Origin of the sequence: Variovorax davisae, from assembly GCF_030316845.1 — a bacterium.
Taxonomy (GTDB): Bacteria; Pseudomonadota; Gammaproteobacteria; order Burkholderiales; family Burkholderiaceae_C; genus Variovorax; species Variovorax davisae.
On sequence record NZ_JASZYS010000016.1, the window covers coordinates 41565 to 58439 of the forward strand.

The 16875-nt window shown below is 70.3% G+C and carries 14 protein-coding genes; 2 read left to right on the plus strand and 12 right to left on the minus strand.

Features of this window, described 5'->3' with window-relative positions:
- Window positions 1-15: 15 nt before the first annotated feature.
- The 8 genes from QTI33_RS28735 to QTI33_RS28770 are packed head-to-tail and all read right to left on the minus strand — an operon-like array spanning window position 16 to window position 6721.
- Window positions 16-1059 carry a LacI family DNA-binding transcriptional regulator gene (locus QTI33_RS28735; protein ID WP_286509851.1) on the minus strand — a complete coding sequence of 348 codons (1044 nt, stop codon included), beginning with the start codon at window positions 1057-1059 and terminating at the stop codon, window positions 16-18.
- Complete coding sequence (locus tag QTI33_RS28740; RefSeq protein WP_286509852.1) at window positions 1056-2042, minus strand: 2-hydroxyacid dehydrogenase; 987 nt, start codon at window positions 2040-2042, stop codon at window positions 1056-1058. The genes QTI33_RS28735 and QTI33_RS28740 overlap by 4 nt, the downstream gene beginning before the upstream one ends.
- Window positions 2039-2989, minus strand: coding sequence for a sugar kinase (locus QTI33_RS28745; protein WP_286509854.1), 951 nt, complete (start codon window positions 2987-2989; stop codon window positions 2039-2041). The genes QTI33_RS28740 and QTI33_RS28745 overlap by 4 nt, the downstream gene beginning before the upstream one ends.
- 8 nt (window positions 2990-2997) lie before the next feature.
- Window positions 2998-3732, minus strand: coding sequence for a sugar phosphate isomerase/epimerase family protein (locus QTI33_RS28750; protein ID WP_286509855.1), 735 nt, complete (start codon window positions 3730-3732; stop codon window positions 2998-3000).
- A gap of 16 nt (window positions 3733-3748) precedes the next feature.
- A complete protein-coding gene (locus QTI33_RS28755; RefSeq protein ID WP_286509856.1) occupies window positions 3749-4522 on the minus strand; it encodes an amino acid ABC transporter ATP-binding protein in 774 nt (257 codons plus the stop codon).
- A 24-nt stretch (window positions 4523-4546) separates the two neighbouring features.
- Entirely contained in the window at window positions 4547-5344 is a 798-nt protein-coding gene (locus tag QTI33_RS28760) for a transporter substrate-binding domain-containing protein (protein WP_286509857.1), read from the minus strand.
- A gap of 46 nt (window positions 5345-5390) precedes the next feature.
- Window positions 5391-6044, minus strand: a complete 654-nt coding sequence (locus tag QTI33_RS28765; RefSeq protein WP_286509858.1) for an amino acid ABC transporter permease — start codon at window positions 6042-6044, stop codon at window positions 5391-5393.
- Window positions 6045-6049: 5 nt separating this feature from the next.
- A complete protein-coding gene (locus QTI33_RS28770) occupies window positions 6050-6721 on the minus strand; it encodes an amino acid ABC transporter permease (RefSeq protein WP_286509859.1) in 672 nt (223 codons plus the stop codon).
- 241 nt (window positions 6722-6962) lie between these two features.
- Between QTI33_RS28770 and QTI33_RS28775 the strand changes: the two genes are divergently transcribed.
- Entirely contained in the window at window positions 6963-8561 is a 1599-nt protein-coding gene (locus tag QTI33_RS28775) for a magnesium transporter CorA family protein (protein WP_286509862.1), read from the plus strand.
- Here QTI33_RS28775 and QTI33_RS28780 read toward each other — a convergent pair.
- Window positions 8558-12061: a patatin-like phospholipase family protein gene (locus QTI33_RS28780; RefSeq protein ID WP_286509863.1), complete on the minus strand. Its 3504-nt coding sequence runs from the start codon at window positions 12059-12061 to the stop codon at window positions 8558-8560. The genes QTI33_RS28775 and QTI33_RS28780 overlap by 4 nt on opposite strands.
- A 159-nt stretch (window positions 12062-12220) precedes the next feature.
- On the opposite strand from QTI33_RS28780, the gene QTI33_RS28785 reads away from it, so the two are divergent.
- Window positions 12221-13315, plus strand: a complete 1095-nt coding sequence (locus tag QTI33_RS28785) for an MBL fold metallo-hydrolase (protein ID WP_286509864.1) — start codon at window positions 12221-12223, stop codon at window positions 13313-13315.
- A 13-nt stretch (window positions 13316-13328) separates the two neighbouring features.
- Here QTI33_RS28785 and QTI33_RS28790 read toward each other — a convergent pair whose 3' ends face one another.
- From QTI33_RS28790 to QTI33_RS28800, 3 genes are read right to left on the minus strand one after another with little or no spacing between them, the layout of a single operon-like run.
- Complete coding sequence (locus QTI33_RS28790; RefSeq protein ID WP_286509865.1) at window positions 13329-13508, minus strand: hypothetical protein; 180 nt, start codon at window positions 13506-13508, stop codon at window positions 13329-13331.
- A gap of 11 nt (window positions 13509-13519) precedes the next feature.
- Window positions 13520-15904 carry a DNA topoisomerase IV subunit A gene (gene parC / locus QTI33_RS28795; protein ID WP_286509868.1) on the minus strand — a complete coding sequence of 795 codons (2385 nt, stop codon included), beginning with the start codon at window positions 15902-15904 and terminating at the stop codon, window positions 13520-13522.
- Between the two features lie 37 nt (window positions 15905-15941).
- Entirely contained in the window at window positions 15942-16817 is an 876-nt protein-coding gene (locus tag QTI33_RS28800) for a lytic transglycosylase domain-containing protein (RefSeq protein ID WP_286509869.1), read from the minus strand.
- Between the last annotated feature and the right edge of the window lie 58 nt (window positions 16818-16875).

Sequence of the window (16875 nt, forward strand, 5' to 3'; positions counted from 1 at the left end):
CATCGCGCCGGCGCATCAACCGGCGCTGGACGACCCTCGCACCACCAGCACCCCCGGCAGCAGCAGTTGCCGCGCCGGCCCTTCGAGCCCTTGCAGCCGCTCCAGCAGGCAGGTCGCCGCCGTCCGGCCGATGGCTTCGGTCGGCTGGGCGACCGCGCTGAGCCCGGGACCGATCAGCGGCGCCCACTCGGCGTCATCGAAGCCGACGAAGCCGATATCCGCCCCGAAGCGCAAGCCCAGCCGCGCCATCGCCGCGGCCACGCGCAGGGTCACGACCGCGTTGCCCGCCAGCACGGCTACGCGCTTGCCGCGCTGCGCCCGCTTGTGCAGGGCGCGCAAGGCGGCGTCGAGGCCATCGCCGTCGTCACCCGTGGATTCGTACACCTCGCCGGCCACACGGGGCTCGTGCGCGGCCACGCAGTCGCCGAAGGCCGCGGTCCGCTCGCGCCGCGAGCTCACGCCCTTCTGCGGCTCGGTGATGTAGAGCAGCTCGCGGTAGCCGCCGTCGACCAGGTGGCCGCAGGCCGCCTGCATGGCGGCGGCGTTGTCCAGCGAGACGAAGTCGGTGTGCATGCCCGCGTGGCGGCGGTCAACCAGCACCGCCGGCTTGCCGTGCAGCGCGTCGGCATCGACCAGGCCGGCGCCGCGCCCGAGCGTGTTGAGGATGAAGCCGTCGACCTGGTAGCCGGCCAGCGCATTGATCGCCTCGCGCTCGCGGTCGATGTCGTTGCCGAGGTTGAACAGCATCACCAGGTAGCCGGCATCCTGGCAGGCCTTCTCGGCGCCGCGCAGCACGGCCACCGAATAGGGATTGGTGATGTCGGCCACGATCAGGCCGATCAGGCGCGAACGGCCGTGGCTCAGGGCCTGCGCCATCGGGCTCGGCGTGTAGGCCAGCTTGGTCACCGCGGCCTCGACGCGGGCCGCGATGTCGGGGCTCAGCAGCCGCTCGCGGTGGTTCAGGAAGCGCGACACCGTGGCCTTGGAGACGCCGGCCGCCTTGGCCACGTCGGCGATGGTGACGCGCGCCGGTCGCGGCGCTGGGGCGGCGGCGCTCACGCGGATGCGGTGTCGAAGACCGCCGCGGGGCGTTCGCCGGCGAGCGCCTGCAGCAGGTTGGTGGTCGCCAGCTCGGCCATGGCATGCCGCGTCTCGTGCGTGGCCGATCCGATGTGCGGCAGCGGCGTCACGCGTGGATGGGTGCGCAGCGGCGACGCGGCCGGCAGCGGCTCGGTCGCAAAGACGTCGAGGCCGGCGGCCCGCAACGTGCCTTGGTCGAGCGCCGCCAGCAGCGCGTCTTCCTGCACGGTGGCGCCGCGGCCGCCGTTGATGAAGACCGCGCCCGGCTTCATCGCGGCGAAGAAGCCCGCATCGATCATGCCGCGCGTGCTGTCCGACAGCGGCAGCATCGCAACCACGAAATCGGCGCCCGCCAGCAGTTCGGCCAGCGGCGTGTGGACGGCGCGGCCCTGCAGCTCGGGCGCCTGCGACGCCAGGTCGACCGGCCGGCGCGCGTGATACAGCACCGGCATGCCGAAACCCAGCGCAGCGCGGCGCGCGATCGCCTGGCCGATGCGGCCGAACCCCAACAGCCCCAGCGTCTTGCCGTGGACGTCGAAGCCGAACAGGTCCTCGCCGATGTTCTTCGTCCAGGCGCCGTCGCGCACGAGATTGGCGAGTTCGACGACCCGGCGGCTGGTGGCCATCAGCAGCGCGAACACCGTGTCGGCCACGGTCTCGTCGAGCACGCCCGGCGTATGGCACAGCAGGATCCCGCGCGCATGCAGCGCGGCCAGCGCGTAGTTGTCGACGCCGACCGAGACGCTGGACACGACCTCGAGCCGCGGGGCGCGCGCCAGCAGCGCCTCGTCGACCGGAAAGCTGGAACCGATCAGGCCATGGGCCAGCGGCAGCGCCGCGTCGAAGGCGGCGCGCTGCGCATCCAGCCGCGGATTGGCGACCGTGACTTCGTGCGCGGCCTGCAGCCGCGCCAGCTGATCGTCGGGCAACTCGCGAAACACGAGGATGTTCTTGCGTGTCACAGGCCGGCCTCCTCCAGTTGGGCGCGCGTCGGCAGGCCCTCGGTGTCGCCGAGCACCTGCACCGCGCGGGCGCCGATCCAGGCGCCGCGGCGGACCGCCTCGGGCACCGTCCGCCCTTCGAGCAGGGCGCTCACCACACCGGCCGCGAATCCGTCGCCGGCGCCCACGGTGTCGACCACTTCCTTGACCGGGAAGCCATCGACGTGGCCGGTGCCGGCCGCGTCGCCATCGTAATAGGCGCCTTGCGCGCCGAGCTTCACCACCACCAGCTTCGCGCCGCGCTGCCGATAGAAGTGCGCCACGCCCTCGGGCGTGCTTTCGCCCGTGAGGATGAGGCCCTCCTCCATGCCGGGCAGCACCCAGTCGGCGCGCGACGCCAGATCGTTGATCCAGTGCCGCATGGTCTCGGGCGACGACCACAGCGTCGGCCGCAGGTTGGGGTCGAAGGAGATCGTGCGGCCGGCCTGGCGCATCACGTCCATGCTCTTGAGCGCGGCCTGCAGGCTGGTGTCCGAGATGGCGGCGAACACGCCCGTGGCGTGCAGGTGGCGCGCCGAGCGCAGCCAGGCTTCGTCGACGTCCGCCGGCCCCATGTGGCTGGCGGCCGAGCCCTTGCGGTGGTATTCGACCGGCGGGTCGCTGCCATCGGTCACGCGGCCCTTGAACTGGAAACCGGTGCGCTGCGTCGCATCGCAGATCACGTGCGAGCAGTCGATGCCCTCGCCCTCCATGGTCGCCAGCAGCGCGCGGCCCATCGAGTCGGTGCCCAGCCGGCTGGCCCAGCCGACCCGCAGCCCGAGGCGCGACAGGCCGATCGCGACGTTGGTCTCGGCGCCGGCGGTGCGCTTGTGGAAGGCGGTGGCGTTCTCGATCGGGCCGGGGCGGTCGGCCACCAGCAGCAGCATGGCTTCGCCGAACAGTGCGACGTCGAAGGCGGAGGAGGTCATGGCGGTGGTCACAGGGAGCGGATGTGGGCGACCTGGTCGCGGGCGACGGCCAGCAGGTCGTCGCCGATCAACGGGTATTCGATGGCGCGCGGCACGTCGGCCGGCAGCGCCCGCAGCACGGCGCGCCAGGGCGCCACCGAATCGGCCAGCGGCACCGCGACCCACTTGGCCGGCAGCCGCTGCGCGCCCTTGCAATGCACGTAGCGCACGCGCCGGCCCAGGGCCTGCGCCGCCTGCAAGGGGCATTCGCCGACCCAGTGCCAGTTGCCCATGTCGAAGGTCATGCCGAGGTCGAGGCCGGCGCGGTCGGCGGCGTCGAAGAAGGCCTGCATCGCGGGCAGGGAACCGGCCGAGACGGTCTGGTCGTTCTCGATCACCAGCTCGATCCGGGTCTCGGCCAGCTGCACCTTGAGGCCCCACAGCGAGCCGTGCGAGCCCGGGCCGAAGTCGCCGATCGACATCTTGAGCCGGCGCGCGCCCAGCGTCGTGGCGGCGGCGATGCCGCGGCCGAGCGCCGCGCTGTCGAGCCAGCCGCCCTCGGCCCAGAGGCCCTCGGGGCTCGAGTAGACCGAGGCCAGCCCGGCCAGCGCGGGCAGCTCGGAGGCCGCATCGCGCAGCAGCTCGCCGCGCACCTCGACGCTGTCGGCCCCGGCCGCGCGCGCCAGCTGCGCGCACCACAGCTGGCCATGGCGCCCGGTCTCCGCGGCGCCGAAAGATGAAAGAGAAATCAGAACCGGCGTCATGTCGTCGATCGCGGCGTCAGTGCGCCTGGTGTGAGCTGAGGATCTGTCCGAGGAACTGGCGCGTCTTCTCGTTCTTCGGGTTGCCGAAGAACTCCTGCGGCGGCGCCTGCTCGACGATCTTGCCGTCGGCCATGAAGATCACGCGGTCGGCCACGCTGCGCGCGAAGCCCATCTCGTGCGTCACGCACAGCATGGTCATGCCGTCTTCGGCCAGGCCGATCATGGTGTCGAGCACTTCCTTGACCATCTCGGGGTCGAGCGCCGAGGTGGGTTCGTCGAACAGCATGATCTTGGGCGCCATGCACAGCGCGCGTGCGATCGCCACCCGCTGCTGCTGGCCGCCCGAGAGCTGGCTCGGGTACTTGTGGGCCTGCTCCGGGATGCGCACCCGCGTCAGGTACTTCATCGCCACCTCTTCCGCCTCGGTCTTGCTCATGCCGCGCGAGCGCATCGGCGCCAGCGTGCAGTTCTGCAGGATCGTGAGGTGCGGGAACAGGTTGAACTGCTGGAACACCATGCCGACCTCGGCGCGCACCGCGTCGACGTTCTTGCCGCCGGCCGTGAGGTCGATGCCGTCGACCACGATCTTGCCCTGCTGGACCGTCTCGAGCCGGTTGATGCAGCGGATCAGCGTCGACTTGCCCGAGCCCGAAGGCCCGCAGATCACGATGCGCTCGCCGGTGCGCACCGACAGGTCGATGCCGGTCAGCACCTGGAAGCTGCCGTACCACTTGTTCACCGCCTCCATGCGGATGATCGGGTCGGCGGCGGTCGTGACGGCGTCAGTCATGGATGTTCCCTGGAGTTGTCCGGCTTACTGCAGCTTGGGCAGGTCGGTCTGCAGCCACTTCTGGTAGAGCTTGTTCAGCTCGCCGTTGGCCGAGTTCTTGGCCACGAAGTCGTTGACGTTCTTGAGCAGGTCGTCCTGGCCCGGGCGCATGGCGATGCCCATGTTCTGCTGCACCAGGTTGAACTTGTTTTCGAAGGTGTTCGGCGGCACGCGCTTGGCGATCTGCGCGGCGACCGTGGTCGAGGCGCCGATGGCGTCGACCTGGCCCGACATCAGGGCCTGCATGGCCGAGGCATCGTCGTCGAAGCGGCGGATCTCGGTGCCCTCGGGCGCGGCCTTGGTCACGGCCACATCCTGGGTGCTGGCGCGGGCGACACCGACGCGCAGGCCCTTCAGGTCGGCCGCGCTCTTGATCGGCGTGCCGGTCTTGCCGTAGAGCACGATGGTCGCGGCCGCATAAGGCTGCGAGAACTGGACCTGCTTGGCGCGCTCGGGCGTGATCGCCAGCGACGCGACCAGCAGGTCGACCTTGTTGGTCAGCAGGAAGGGGATGCGGTTCGGGCCGGTGACCGGCACGATGTTGGCCTTCACGCCCCACTCCTTGGCCAGCAACTTGGCGACGTCGGCGTCGTAGCCGTCGGGCTGGTTCTTGGCGTCGGTGGTGCCGTAGGGCGGGAAGTCGACCAGCATGCCGATCGTGATCTCGCCCTTCTTCTTGATGTCGGCCACGCTCTGGGCCGAGGCGAAGGGGGCGAACGCCGTCAGCGCGGCGCCCAGGCCCAGTGCTGCGATCGCAGCGCGGCGGGTGGTGGAACGGATCATGTCGAAGGTCTCCTAGGTTGAGGACTTGGATGAAGAACGGAAAAGCTCAGCGTGCCAGCGCGCGGGCGCGCTTGCGCTCCATGCGCGCCGCCAGCAGCGACAGCGGCCAGCAGATGACGAAGTACAGCGCCGCCACCGTGGTGAAGACATGCAGCGGCTGGAAGGTGGCGTTGTTGATGATCTGGCCGGCCCGCGTGATCTCGGTGAAGCCGATGATGGCCGCCAGCGAGGTGCCCTTGATGATCTGCACCAGGTAGCCCACGGTCGGCGGCAGCGCGATCTTGAAAGCCTGCGGCAGCACCACGTCGCGCATCCGCGCGCCATAGTCGAGGTTCAGCGCCTCGGCCGCTTCCCACTGGCCGCGCGGGATCGCCTCGATGCAGCCGCGCCAGATCTCGCCCAGGAAGGCGGCGCTGTTGAGGATCAGCGCCACGCCGGCCGCGATCCACGGGTTGATCTCCAGCCCCAGCACCGGTGCGCCGAAGAAGATCAGGAACAGCTGCAGCAGCAGCGGCGTGCCCTGGAAGACCTGGATGAAGCCGGTCGACAGCGCCCGTGCCGCCTTGTTCTCCGAAGTGCGCGCCAGCGCGATCGCGAGGCCCAGGACCGCGCCGCCGACGAAGGCGATCGCCGACAGCGCCAGCGTCCACTGGGCCGCTTCGAGGATGAACAGGAATTCTGGAAAGCCGAAGGTACGCATGGTGTTCAGCGCCGATCCGGGTAGTTGAGCGTGCGCTTGTAGATCAGCTTGAACAGCGCCGAAAACGCCAGCGACAGCGCCAGGTAGATGCAGGCCACCACGATGTAGATCTCGAAGCTGCGGAAGGTCTGCGACTGCAGGTTGGCCGCGACCGAGGTCAGGTCGTCGGCCGAGATGACCGACACCACCGCCGAGCTCAGCATCAGCAGGATGAACTGGCTGGTGAGCGCCGGGTAGATGGCCTTGAGCGCCGGCTTGATGATCACGAAGCGGAAGATCTCCCAGGGCTTGAGGTTGAGCGCCCGGCCGGCCTCGATCTGGCCCTTGGGGATCGACTCGATGCCGGCGCGCACGATCTCGGCCGCGTAGGCGCCGAGGTTCACCACCATCGCGGTCAGCGCCGCGGTGTAGGGCGACCAGCGCAGCCCGATGGCCGGCAGCGCGAAGAAAAAGAAGAACAGCTGCACCAGGAACGGCGTGTTGCGGATGACCTCGATGTAGGCATTGACGACGAAGCGCAGCCAGGCCGGCCCGGAGGTCTTGCCCCAGGCGCAGAAGACCGCCACCACCAGGCCCAGCAGCGTCGCCACCAGCGACAGCTGGATCGTGATCCAGGTGCCTTTGAGCAGCAGGGGCCAGGCGGCGAAGACGGCGTCGAACTGGAATTGGTAGTTCACGGGAGGCGTCGATTCGAAGACGGGTTCGGTGTTGGTGCATCCCCGCAGTCGAAAGACTTCATCCGGGGGCAGCGAAGTATATGTGAAACCGGTTTCAGCACCGTCCTAGGGATTCCCCTAGGTCGCAGCGATGCCTACACTGGCGCCATGCCTGGCGGACGCAGAAGCAGAGCTTTCCGGCGCAGGTGCAGCACCTTCGGTACAGCATCTGCGCCAGACCCTTCTCTGGCCGCTGCGACTGATGCCGACCCAGCAGCCGCGCCATGCGCAGCGCGGCCCGTGGCAGGTGCTGCGGGACCTGGGCGACGCCTCGCCCTGGCGCGAGGAGATCGACGAATACACCGGCGCCAGCGACCGTTTCCACGAGCGCCACTACAACGAGTTCGTGAGCTTCCTGCCGTACGTGCAGCGCTTTCTCTACGGCGATGGCCGCAAGGGCCGCGCCGCCGGCGGCGCCAACGGCGGCGATTCGCCGATGCGCGTGTTCCGCCGCAGCGACGTGGCGGCGGTGCGGGTGGTGGCGCGCCCCGGCACGCCGCCGATCACGCTCGACGTGGTGCATGTCGACCTCTACTTCTTCTTCGACGTCGACGTCGTGATGCTCAACGTCGAGGTGGGCGCCGACCGCCTGAGCCTCGCGCAGGCGCACGAGGTCCTCTACCGCTTCGGCCGCGCCTACCCCGGCGGTTGGGATGCGCAGGGCCAGGCGCTGCACTGCATGAGCAGCGTCGAGTGGCTGGCGGCCGATGGCAGCGTGCTGGCGGCGTCTGACGCGCAGCAGCGCGAGGCCTTCCTGTCGCACGTGGCCGAGCACCGCGCGCCGCGCCTGGCGGCGCACTGGGCCTGGCTCATGCGGCCGCTGGTCAGCGACCACTCGGATGAAGCCGGCGCGCTGCGCTTTCGCCAGATCGAGTACTACCGCATGCCGGTGATGGCCTATCTCGCCCTCGACGATCCACGGCGGCTCTCGCGCAACGACTTCATCCGGCTGGCGACGGTGACCGGCGCCGCCGAGCCGGCCACCACCGGCGGCGGACCGCTGCCCTATGCCGACGAGCTGGTGCAGGACTTCGAGCAGCGCTATTGCTACGACCGCTTCTGGGTCGATGCCGGCGCCGCGCCGCGCACACGCTATCTGTGCAACGGCCGCGCCCTGATCGTCGTCGGCGACGCCCGCGCCGACTACTTCTGCTGCCGCGACCGCGGCGTGCTGGCGCAGTTCCGCCACCAGCATTTCCTGCTGTTCCTGATCGCGCATTTCCAGAAGGCGGCGCTGCTGATGTACTCCGACCGGCTGGTCGAGGCGCTGCGCAATCTCGACATCCACGACGTCGCCAGCGTCAAGCGCTTCAAGCGCGCGATCCGCGCCAGCTTCGAGGGCTTCCTGCGCTTCACGCACCGCTACTGGTTCCACGAGATCTCGGAGCAGGCGCAGGTGCGCGCGCTGTCCCGCCTGTGCGCCACGCACCTCGGGCTCGACCCGCTCTACGACGAGGTCAAGGAGCGCATCGCCGACATGAACACCTACCTCGACGCCGACAGCCTGCGCCGGCAGGCCAACACGGTGGTGCGGCTGACGGTGGTCACGCTGTTCGGCCTGATCGGCACCATCACGACCGGCTTCCTGGGCATGAACCTGCTGGCGGAAGCCGACGCGCCGCTGTGGCGCAAGCTGCTGTGGTTCGGCATCGTCTTCGGCTTCACCACCTGGCTCACGGTCTACACCATGGTCAAGTCGAAGCGGCTGTCGGACTTCATCGATGCGCTGTCCGACGAGCGCCATACCCTGCGCGACAAGCTCGGCGTGCTGGCGCGGGTCTGGCGCCCCGGTTCGGACTAGGTTCCCCCCACCCCATCCCTGGCCCGCGGCAGCCAGACTTCGATCGCGCTCGGGTCCGACTGACCAGGGCGCGGCAGCAGCCGGATCGCCCAGGGCTGTCCGGTCGGCGACTCGGCGGTCTCGGTCAGGGCCCGGGCACAGGCGCGCGCGGACTCGTCGCGGATGACGACGGTCGGCCCCGGGTGGCCCACCGGCGGCGCCCGGCCGGCGCGGCGCGAGGTGCTCAGCACGTCCTCGATCGGCGGCACCGACGCGCCGAGCCCGCGCCACGGGCCGCGCCAGGCGCGCGCCTTGTCGCGCAGGCCGGTGCCGTAGGTCAGGATGTAGACCACCGTGCCGGCGCAGGCATCCGGCGCGATCGGCGTCGCCGGCAAGCGGGTCCCGTCGGGCGACGGCGCGTAGGTCGGCGGCGGCGGCGGCGCGCTAGCGACCTGGTCGCCCGCCCCGAATCCGGTGAGCCGGTCGCGCAGCCAGACGGCGAGCTTGAAAGGTTGCGGCAGGATGCCGCTGCAGTTCTGCTTGGAGCCGGTCTGGCCGCTGTAGTCGCGGGCCCAGTAGCGCGGCGCGCACGGCGGGGCCTGCGCCGGCTGCAGGCAGTCGATGCCGTTGCCGGGATCGAGCAGCCGCGCGCACGCCGGCGAGCGCTGGCCCACGGCCTCGCCCGCGCAGGCCTGCTTGGCGTCGTCCACCATCCGCACCGAGAGCCGGAACTTGGCCATGAAGTTGTCGCTGCCCTCGCGGCACAGCAGGTCCCCGGTGCGCAGCAGCTCGGCCGCCAGCAGGGCCGGTGCATCGCCGCCCCCGCCGCCGCCGTGCAGGCGGGCCCAGCGCTCGGTCAGGTCCTTGAAGGCGCTGTTCTCCGACTTCTCCTGGTCGGCGCGCTGGGCGCGCCAGCTGTCGATGCCCTGCCAGGCCGCGACGCCGAAGGTGGCGGCGGTGCCGATGCCGATCGACGCCGTCACCGCGCCGGCCTTGAGCACCCGCGCCTGCAGCCGGCTCATCGAGCCCACGGCGGCCGCCGCGGCGCTGTCCTTGTCGCCCGGCTTGGCGCCGCGGACGCTCGAATCCGGCTGGCCGTCGTCGAGCATGAACAGGCCCGGCGCACCCTGCGCCACGTGTTCCAGCAGTTCCTCGTCGAGCCGGAAGCCGATCTCCGAACCGAGCCGGAAGTAGCTCTCCCACTGCGCCTCGTCGAAGAACTGGTCGGTGGTCGGCTGCTGCGGGAACAGCGGGTTCGCCGCCTTGAAGTTGACCAGGTCGACCGGCAGCGAGGCCGAGACATTGGGCTTGACCAGCACGATCTGCCCGGTCTGGCCGCTCGCGTAGCGCACCTGCGCCAGCGCCAGGCAGGCCTGGCTGGTCGGCGAGGCCAGGTCGTTGAGCGAACCGAAGGCCCCCAGGTGCGTCCATTCGGCATCGGGGCGCGGCTTCATGAAGGTGATCTCGGCGTTGAGGTCGATGCGGGCCCGCCGGATCAGCACCTCGAGGTCGCAGAAGCGGTAGTCCGGATCGGCGCCGCAGTCGGCGATCACGATCAGGGCGGCCTCCTGCCGCAGCAGCGTGTAGGCGCCGGTGTTCTCGAAGTGGCCGCCGTCGCTCAGGTACCAGTTGGCCGAGCTGCTGCCCGGAAAGGCGCCGAAGCATTCGAGCAGCAGGAAGCGGGTCTTCATGAGCAGCGGGCTGGCATGCACCACCGCGCCACGCTGGGCGATCCCGGCGCCGGCGCTGTTCCACCAGTAGCCCAGCCGCAGGCCTGCGAACACGGACAGCGCCGAGATGCCGCGCTTGGTGAGGCGGCCGAGGCCGGGGGCGAAGGCCGCGCCCGAGATCGCCATCCAGGCCCCGAGGCTCAGCGCGCCGTCGCCGTGCGCCTGGGCCCAGGGCGCGCCGCCAGCCTGCATCCAGCCCAGCGGCCCGATGGTCAGCGGCTGGCTCTTGCGGTCGCGGTTGAACAGCCTTTCCTTGGTGTCGTGCGTCTGGTTGATGCAGACGTTCGCCAGGTGCACCGGGCCGCCGTGGGCCTGCGGCGCGTAGCGCAGCTGCGAGAGGTCGTCGTGCGGGTCGACTTCGCCCACCGGCACCTGCGGCGGCTCCAGCCCCGACACCTTGTCGGTCGGCCGGGCCCCGAGCCGCCGCGCATTGGCGGCCCCGAGGTAGCCGCGCACGATCCGCGCCTTGTAGAACATGTGCAGCGAAGACGCATTGAGAAAGGCGAAATTGCGCCCGGTCGCCAGCGCATAGACGCCGATGATCACGGCGATGGTGCCTAGCCAGGCCCAGCCGCGCATGAAGTCCAGCCCGGCCGGCGTGAAGACCGGCAGCAGCACCGCCGCATAGACCACGCCGATCCACCAGGCCGCGAGGCAGAAGGCCAGCGCCAGTCCGAGCAGGCTGGCCAGGGTCAGCATCACCGTCTTGCCGACGCCGGGCAGTTCCTGCCGGTGCGACAGCAGCATCGGCAGCACGCCGCGCAGCACCGCGGCCGCCACCAGCAGCACCGCACCGTAAGAGATGCGCTGCTGCTGGCCCTCGGCAGCCAGCCACCAGGCGCTGCGGTCGAGCAGGCCCAGCATGACGATCAGCAGCGCGGTGTTGAGCACCGAGGCCAGCCGGTCGGTCAGGTCGTTGCGCAGCGCGGCCGGCGACTGCCTGCGGCTGCGGTGCAGCACCCACAGCAGCGCGATCACCCAGCAGGCCGCGAAGGCCTCGAAGCTGGGCGCCAGCCAGGGCGGCCCGCTGAAGCGCAGCATCAGTTCGGGCGCGACGAAGGCGGCCCCGAGGCCGAGCGCCAGCCACATCGCGACCTGCAGCAGCATCGACGAGGTCGACGGCTTGTCGTGCACCGACCAGTAGGCGCAGGCCAGTACCACCGAGGCGAGAAAGGGCCCGACCAGCGTGAACCACAGCGTCGGCCATAGCGTGGCCCATTCGACGGCCAGGCGCATGAACTGCGCGGCATCGACCTGGGCGCTTCGCAGCACCGCGTCGGGCGGCACGCTGTTGAGGTCGACTGCGCGGAACACGGCGTCCCAGAGCAGCAGGTTGGTGGCCGCCAGCACCATGCCGATCAAGCTGGCGGCGATCGCCAGCTCGATGTGGGTGGCCAGCAGGTTGCGCAGGTAGAGCGCGGTGGCGAACAGGGTGTCGCGCAGGCCGCCCGGGATCAGGTAGCGGCCGTTGGCGCGCAGCCACCAGCCGAAGCGGGCGCGGTCGACGTCGCCCAGGGCGTGCTCGATCTCGCGCACCTCGTCCGCCGACGTCGCGCTGCTGCACAGCCGCCCGAGCGCCGCGCCGATGTAGCCGCCCCCCGAGACGGTCGACATCAGGTCGAACTTGAGCAGTTGACGCCGCACCGCCAGCGCCTTCAGCAGGCCCAGGCAGAAGGTGGCGCTGCGGATGCCGCCACCCGACAGTGCCAGGCCCCAGGGCCGTCGGCCATCGTCGGCGCCATGCAGGGCGCGTCGACGCTCGGCGACCAGCTTCTGGATGGTCTCGTCCATTCGGCTCCTCGTCGTTCGATGCAATATTTCATGCTTGCGGCGGGGCATCAATGGCTCGAACGGCCTATGCCAGCAGCGCTGGGGACGGCACGAAGGCGCGCTATTGGTTAAGCTCGCGGCGCCCCCCGGGCCTGCCGCTCCTTCCGGAATTCCCACCCCATGACCGCTGCGATCTCCCGTTCCGCGACCGCCGCCCTGGTGCTGGCGGCTGGCGCGCTGCTCGCCGGCTGCGCGAGCAGCGCCGCCTGCGAGAGCCCCTATGCCGCTTCGCCCCAGTTCAAGGACTGCGGTTTCAGGAACCCGCCGAACCCGGACGCCCTGCCCTCCGCCGGCAGCTGGAAGATCTGGTCGCGCTTCCTCCTCGAGACCAAGACCGACACCGTGCCGACCGACCCGATCCCGGTGCAGGCACTCGACGGCGCCCAGCTCTCGGCGCTCGATCCGCAGGCCAACCACCTGGTGCGCCTGGGCCACTCGTCGCACCTGCTCAAGCTGCAGGGCCGCTACTGGTTGATCGATCCGGTGTTCAGCGAACGGGCCTCGCCCTTCCAGTGGCTGGGCCCGCGGCGCTTCCACAAGCCGCCGATCACGCTCGAACAGCTGCCGCCGATCACCGGGCTGATCCTGTCGCACGACCACTACGACCACCTCGACGTCGCCACCATCGGCTACCTGGCGCAGCGGGTGCAGCGCTACTTTGTGCCGCTGGGCGTCAAGGAGCGGCTGGTCGAGCTCGGCGTGCCGGCCGACCGGGTCACCGAGCTCGACTGGTGGCAGCAGGCGCAGTTCGACGGCGTCGAGCTCACAGCGACGCCGGCGCAGCACTTCTCCGGCCGCTCGCTGAACGACCGCGACCGCACGCTGTGGGCATCGTGGGTGATCCAGAGCGGCGGCCAGCGCGTCTTCTACAGCGGCGATTCGGGCTATTTCAAGGGCTTCCGCGAGATCGGCGAGCGCTTCGGCGGCTTCGACCTGGCGATGATGGAGAACGGCGCCTACGACGATTACTGGCCCGCGGTCCACATGACGCCCGAACAAAGCGTGCAGGCCTTCGAGGACCTGCGCGGCAAGGTCCTGTTCTCGGTCCACAACAGCACCTTCGACCTCGCCTTCCACACCTGGCACGACCCGCTGGACCGCATCGCCGACCTGTCGGAGGCCCGGAACATCACGCTTGCCACGCCGGTGATCGGCGAGGTGCTGACCATCGGCCGGCCGCGCACCAACCGGCGCTGGTGGGCCGGATTGAAGTAGCGCTTGCCGAGCCTCAGCGCTTCTGCTGCCGCTCGCGCGCCCGCCGCACCTGCCGGCTCTGCCCGGCCTCGGCCGCCGCGCGTGCCTGGTCGGCCTTCTTCTGCCGCCGCCGCTTCGACAGCCAGCGCCCCAGGGCGAAGCTCGCCAGACCGCTGAGCAGCGCGATCACGAGCCCGATGATTCCGACTTCCATGCGCGGCCCCGCTACAGCACGCGCACGACCGCCGAGGGCTTGAAGCCGAGGTCGGCCGCCTTGCCCTTGCGCGCGCGGGCGCCGCGCGCGTTGTTGAGCGTGCGGATCTCCAGCGTCTCCTCGCGCTCCTTGCCGCCGCGCCCGATGCCCTCGATCTTGATGCTGCGCGTGTACGCCGCGGCACCGGCGAGCGTGTCCTTGGCTTCGAGGTCGATCAGGGTCAGTCCGCGCCCGCCCTTCGGCAGCGCCTTGAGTTCGCCGATCTCGAAGGTCAGGATGCGGCCGCCGGTCGAGGCGCAGGCCACGTGCGTGGCCGCCGGCAGCGGCTCGGCGCCGCCGGCGCCGCCCACCAGCGAAGGCCGGCACAGCTGCTCGCCCTCGCCGACGTCGATGAAGGCCTTGCCGCCGCGCTGGCGCGAGATCATGTTCTCGACCGTCGCGATGAAGCCAAAGCCGCCGGTGTTCGCGAGCAGCAGGCTGGTGCCCAGAGGCCCCGCGAAGTAATGCGCCACGTGCGTGCCGCTGTCGAGGTCGATCAGCGTCGTCACCGGCTGGCCATCGCCGCGCCCGCCCGGCAGCGACGCCACCGGCACGCTGTAGACGCGCACGCCCTTGTCCTTGGCGGTGCCGAAGACCAGCAGCGTGTCGACCGAGCGGCATTCGAAGGCGCCGTACAGCGCATCGCCCGACTTGAAGCTGTACTCGGGCGCCGCCGCGCCGGCGGCGCGCTCGCTGGCCCAGCCCTTCTGCGTGCGCACCCAGCCCTTCTGCGAGACGATCACGGTCACCGGCTCGTCGACCACGCGCACCTCGGCCACGGCGCGCTTCTCGGCCTGGATCAGGGTGCGGCGCGCATCCTCGAAGCTCTTGGCGTCGGTCTCGATCTCCTTCACCAGCAGGCGGCGCAATGCGGCCGGGCTGCCCAGGATGTCCTCGAGCTTCTTCTGTTCCTCGCGCAGGCCCTTGAGCTCCTGCTCGATCTTGATCGCCTCCAGCCGCGCCAGTTGGCGCAGGCGGATTTCAAGGATGTCCTCGGCCTGCCGGTCGCTCAGGTTGAAGCGCGCGATCAGCGCCGCCTTGGGATCCTCCGCCGCGCGGATGATCGCGATCACCTCGTCGATGTTGAGCAGCACCAGCTGCCGCCCCTCGAGGATGTGGATGCGGTCCTGCACCTTGCCCAGCCGATGCCGCGAGCGCTTCTCGACCGTGATCTCGCGGAAGGCGATCCACTCGTTGAGTATCTGCCGCAGCGACTTCTGCGTCGGCTTGCCGTCGATGCCGACCATCGTCAGGTTGATCGACGACGAGCTCTCCAGCGAGGTCTGCGACAGCAGCATCGTGGTGAACTCCTCCTGGCTGATGCGCGAAGTCTTGGGCTCGAACACCAGGCGCACCGGCGCGTCCTTGCTCGACTCGTCGCGCACCACGTCGAGCAGCGAGAGCACCGCGGCCTTCAATTGGGTCTGTTCGGCCGACAGCGCCTTCTTGCCGGCGCGGATCTTCGGGTTGGTGAGCTCCTCGATCTCTTCCAGCACCTTCTGCGAGCTGACGCCCGGCGGCAGCTCGTTGACCACCAGCTGCCATTGCCCGCGCGCCAGTTCCTCGATCTTCCAGCGCGCCCGCACCTTGAGCGAGCCGCGCCCCGTGCGGTAGGCGTCGGCGATGTCGGCTGCGCTGCTGATGATCTGCGCGCCGCCGGGATAGTCCGGCCCCGGCACCAGGGCGAACAACTCCTCGTCGGTGAGCTTGCCGTTGGCCTTGATCAGCGCCACGCAGGCGTCGGCGACCTCGCGCAGGTTGTGGCTCGGGATCTCGGTCGCCAGGCCGACCGCGATGCCGCTGGCGCCGTTCAGCAAGGTGAACGGCAGCCTGGCCGGCAGCAGCCGCGGCTCTTCGGTCGAGCCGTCGTAGTTCGGGATGAAGTCGACCGTGCCTTCGTCGATTTCGTCGAGCAGCAGGCTGGTGATGCGGGCCAGCCGCGCCTCGGTGTAGCGCATCGCGGCGGCACCGTCGCCGTCGCGGCTGCCGAAGTTGCCCTGGCCGTCGACCAGCGGGTAGCGCTGCGAGAAATCCTGCGCCATGCGCACCAGCGCGTCGTAGGCCGCCTGGTCGCTGTGCGGATGGAAGCGGCCGAGCACGTCGCCGACCACGCGCGCACTCTTCACTGGCTTGGCGCCGACGGTGCCATTGGCGCCGCCGAAACCGAGCCCCATGCGCGACATCGAGTAGAGGATGCGCCGCTGCACCGGCTTCTGGCCGTCGCTGACGTCGGGCAGCGCGCGGCCCTTGACCACGCTCAGCGCGTATTCGAGGTAGGCGGTCTGCGCGTAGTCGGCCAGCGTCAGCGCGCCATCGTCTTCGGGGCTCTGCAGATCGAGCGAAGGTTGGGAATCCATGGGAGAGAAAGGAAGCGAAAGGTAGGGGTTTGCAGATTCAGGGCGCCACCGTGGCGCCGGGTTCAGGCGCCGCCGGGGGCGGCAGGTCGGGCAATTCCGGGATCACGGGCATGCGCGACCGGTCGGACGGCATGTTGCCACGTCCGAGGGCGCCGCCCTTGGGCACCGCCAGTTCCATGTGGATGCGGCCGGTCGCCTTGCCGCCGCGCCCGAGGGCGGCCGAGGGCTTCAGGTACGCATAGAGCTGCAGCACGGTCGTCACGTAGTTCTGGGTTTCGCGGTAGTTGGGGATCTGGTTGCCGGCCCGCTGCACGGCGCCCTCGCCGGCGTTGTAGGCCGCCAGTGCGAGTTCGATCCGGCCCGGGAACATCGCGATCAGGTCGCGCAGGTAGCGCGAGCCGGTGGCGATGTTGACGCGCGGATCGAACAGCTTGGCCTCGATCGACGCCCGCTTGTCCGCCGCCACGCCATAGCGCTGGGCGGTCGCCGGCATCACCTGCATCAGGCCGAGCGCGCCCTTGGGCGACACCGCCTGCGCATCGAAGCCCGACTCGGTCGCGACCAGGGCCTGCAGCAGTTCGTAGTCGATGTCGTGCTTGCGCGAGGCATCGCGCAGGGCCGACTTCGCGACCTTGTAGCCCGGCGAGGCCTCGACCAGCGCCACCAGGGCCTGCGAGGCGCGCGGTGCCTTGCCGCCGGCGCTGCCCCCGCGACGCAGCGGCGCGAGGCCATCCGCCGTGTCGAAGCTCTGGCCGCCGCGAAAGAACAGCTGGTAGCGCTCGTCGAGCTTCTCGGCCGCGAAGTGGGCGCCGCCCTTGTCGTCGATGTAGCCGTAGATGTCGGCGGCCCGCGCCGACGGCGCCAGCACCGCCAGCGAGCCGGCCAGCAGCATCGACAGCAAGGAAGCCCGCATCGAAATCGCCATCCGGCACTATGCCGTGGCGCCGCCCGGCCCGGTGATTCGCGGTGTC